This window comes from Brachyspira pilosicoli, assembly GCF_019402445.1.
Lineage (GTDB): Bacteria > Spirochaetota > Brachyspiria > Brachyspirales > Brachyspiraceae > Brachyspira > Brachyspira pilosicoli_B.
Map to the genome: position 1 here is coordinate 1 of NZ_SRZM01000198.1, position 1,745 is coordinate 1,745.

Here is a 1,745-nt window from a genome sequence, read left to right on the forward strand (position 1 = left end):
CTATAAATAATATAAGAAAATATAAATTATTATGACAATTCATTTAAATAAAAATTATTAGATTTTAACCATTTTATTCTATATTGTAGTGGCGTTATCATATTAAAAAAAGCATTTAAATATGGATAGGCGTTTTCAAATTGTATTGAAAGTCTTGTTTTAAAATAATATTTACTGTTTAAATCAAGGTTATTAGTATCAATAATATTTACTCTATTTATTTGGCTTGTATTTCTAATTAATTCATAAAAGTTAGTATTTCTTGTTTCCGCCATAGTTTGAGAATTATATATAACATATTCTTTAGTAAAAAAGTCATAATACATTCTTCTATAGAAATGTGCATCTTTTATACTGTCATCTAATAATAGATTTTCTTTAAATAGATTAACTCTAAAATTAAATGTAGTTATAATTCCGTTGTCTAAATATCTTTTTATATTATTATAAAAATTCATATCATTGCCAACATATACATTAGCATACAAAGTATTATTATAAATATTAGCTCTTGCAAAATGGAGTCTTAATTCATATGGATATAATTGAAAGCTTATTATAATAAATAATGTTAATACATATTTCATAACTATTTAATTATACTTAAATTAATATAAAAGTAAAGCAGATAAAAGAGTTGACTATATGAAAAAAAATATTATAATAATTTATATATGTTCTTTGAAAGGGGATGCTCCGGCTTCGACTGCGATGGTTGAGTCATATTTTGCATAGTCGTGCTTGGTATATGCACGTAAATATCATACTAAAAATATAAGTGCAGACGAATACGCACTTGCAGCTTAATTGAAGCTGTCACTGGTTTAGTGATTTGTCTATGGGTTGCTTTATCGGTGTCGAAACACATAGAACTTGTATTGGGTGCCGTTTGAGCCTAATATTACGTATACTCAAACTAGCTTTATAGTTTTTCTGCTTGTCTTTTACCTGTAGAGTGAAACTTCAAAGATAAGATATGCTATGTAGACGAATATGGGGCGCTTCGTAGGACGCGGGTTCGAGTCCCGCCATCTCCAATTATTATAAAACTAATTTATAATTTACTTTTCTGAAAAGCTATTCTTTCCGCTCCGTTTCTTCTTAGTTTTATTATGCCGCACTTTGTAAAACCTTCTTTATCTAAAAGCCTTTGCATTGGTATATTGTCTTTATGTGTATCTACTCTAATGTTTTTGCATATATCAAAACAGTATTTCATGCAAAAAGAGCCTACTCCCTTTTGATTATTTAGAGTTGCTATTCTATGTATAACTCCGTATTCATTGTTATTAAGCCACTTACCTTCGTATATTTCTTTATAATCTTCTTCAATGCCTATAAAAAAACAAAATGTTGCTATTATATTATTATCATCATCTAAACATACATAACTTTCATTTTTTTTAATGTCTTGTTCTACATCTTCTCTTGATGGATAACCATTAACCCATTGATTTGGATTATTATTTGCTTTCATATATTCTCTGGCATAATCAAATATTTCTAAGAGTTTATCTATATCATTGGATGTTGTTTTTCTTATAGTCATATTGTATTCCTTATTATTAGCTTAAAATATTATACATTAAAAATTTATAGTTTGTCAATCGTGAGCTGTGACACTATAAAATATAATTGTTTGTATGTATACTAAAAATTTTTGTAAGTTTTTTATTTATGGTGGCTTTGCCCCCATACCCCCACTTCTTTTATTAGTATAAAAGAAGCAAAAGAACTGCATTTAA

General features: G+C 26.7%; 2 protein-coding genes and 1 other RNA gene. 1 reads left to right on the forward strand and 2 read right to left on the reverse strand.

The window, feature by feature from the left end; translation table 11 throughout:
* Positions 1-29 precede the first annotated feature (29 nt).
* Complete coding sequence (locus E6A48_RS07165) at positions 30-587, reverse strand: DUF4390 domain-containing protein (RefSeq protein ID WP_219709349.1); 558 nt, start codon at positions 585-587, stop codon at positions 30-32.
* A gap of 100 nt (positions 588-687) precedes the next feature.
* Here E6A48_RS07165 and ssrA point away from each other — a divergent pair.
* Positions 688-1,040, forward strand: a transfer-messenger RNA (tmRNA) gene (gene ssrA / locus E6A48_RS07170).
* A 14-nt stretch (positions 1,041-1,054) separates the two neighbouring features.
* Here the strand turns inward: ssrA and E6A48_RS07175 are convergent.
* Positions 1,055-1,549 carry a GNAT family N-acetyltransferase gene (locus E6A48_RS07175; RefSeq protein WP_219709350.1) on the reverse strand — a complete coding sequence of 165 codons (495 nt, stop codon included), beginning with the start codon at positions 1,547-1,549 and terminating at the stop codon, positions 1,055-1,057.
* Positions 1,550-1,745: the final 196 nt, after the last annotated feature.

Bases quoted from the DNA above. Each gene is read 5' to 3' on its own strand.
- E6A48_RS07165 (WP_219709349.1), bottom strand. From the start codon at position 587: ATGAAATATGTATTAACATTATTTATTATAATAAGCTTTCAATTATAT.
- E6A48_RS07175 (WP_219709350.1), bottom strand. From the start codon at position 1,549: ATGACTATAAGAAAAACAACATCCAATGATATAGATAAACTCTTAGAA.